Source organism: Bradyrhizobium sp. Ken64 (assembly GCF_055807555.1).
In genome coordinates, this window is the sequence record NZ_JBVVPA010000106.1 from 1 (window position 1) to 273 (window position 273).

Sequence of the window (273 nt, forward strand, 5' to 3'; positions counted from 1 at the left end):
GTCGGTTACCTGACCCACATGGCCCATGTCGGCGTGGCGCTGCTTGGCGTGGGCAATGTCAGCTATCGCGGCCAGGTTGTGCCGGCGCAAGTGGCGCTGGCTGCCGAAGGTTTGCAGCCGGTGGTGCTCGGCGCCAAGGATGGCCTGTGCCTGGTCAACGGTACGCCGTGCATGACTGGCCTGAGCTGCCTGGCCCTGGCCGATGCGCACCACTTGCTGGAATGGGCCGACGTGATCGGTGCCATGGGCTTCGAAGCCCAGCGCGGCCAGATC

The 273-nt window shown here is 67.0% G+C and carries 1 protein-coding gene; it reads left to right on the plus strand.

Translation table 11 applies throughout. The features are described 5' to 3' along the window. The coding region (locus AC0L2F_RS35830) for an aromatic amino acid lyase (protein WP_473251537.1) at window positions 1-273 on the plus strand (273 nt) is incomplete at both ends.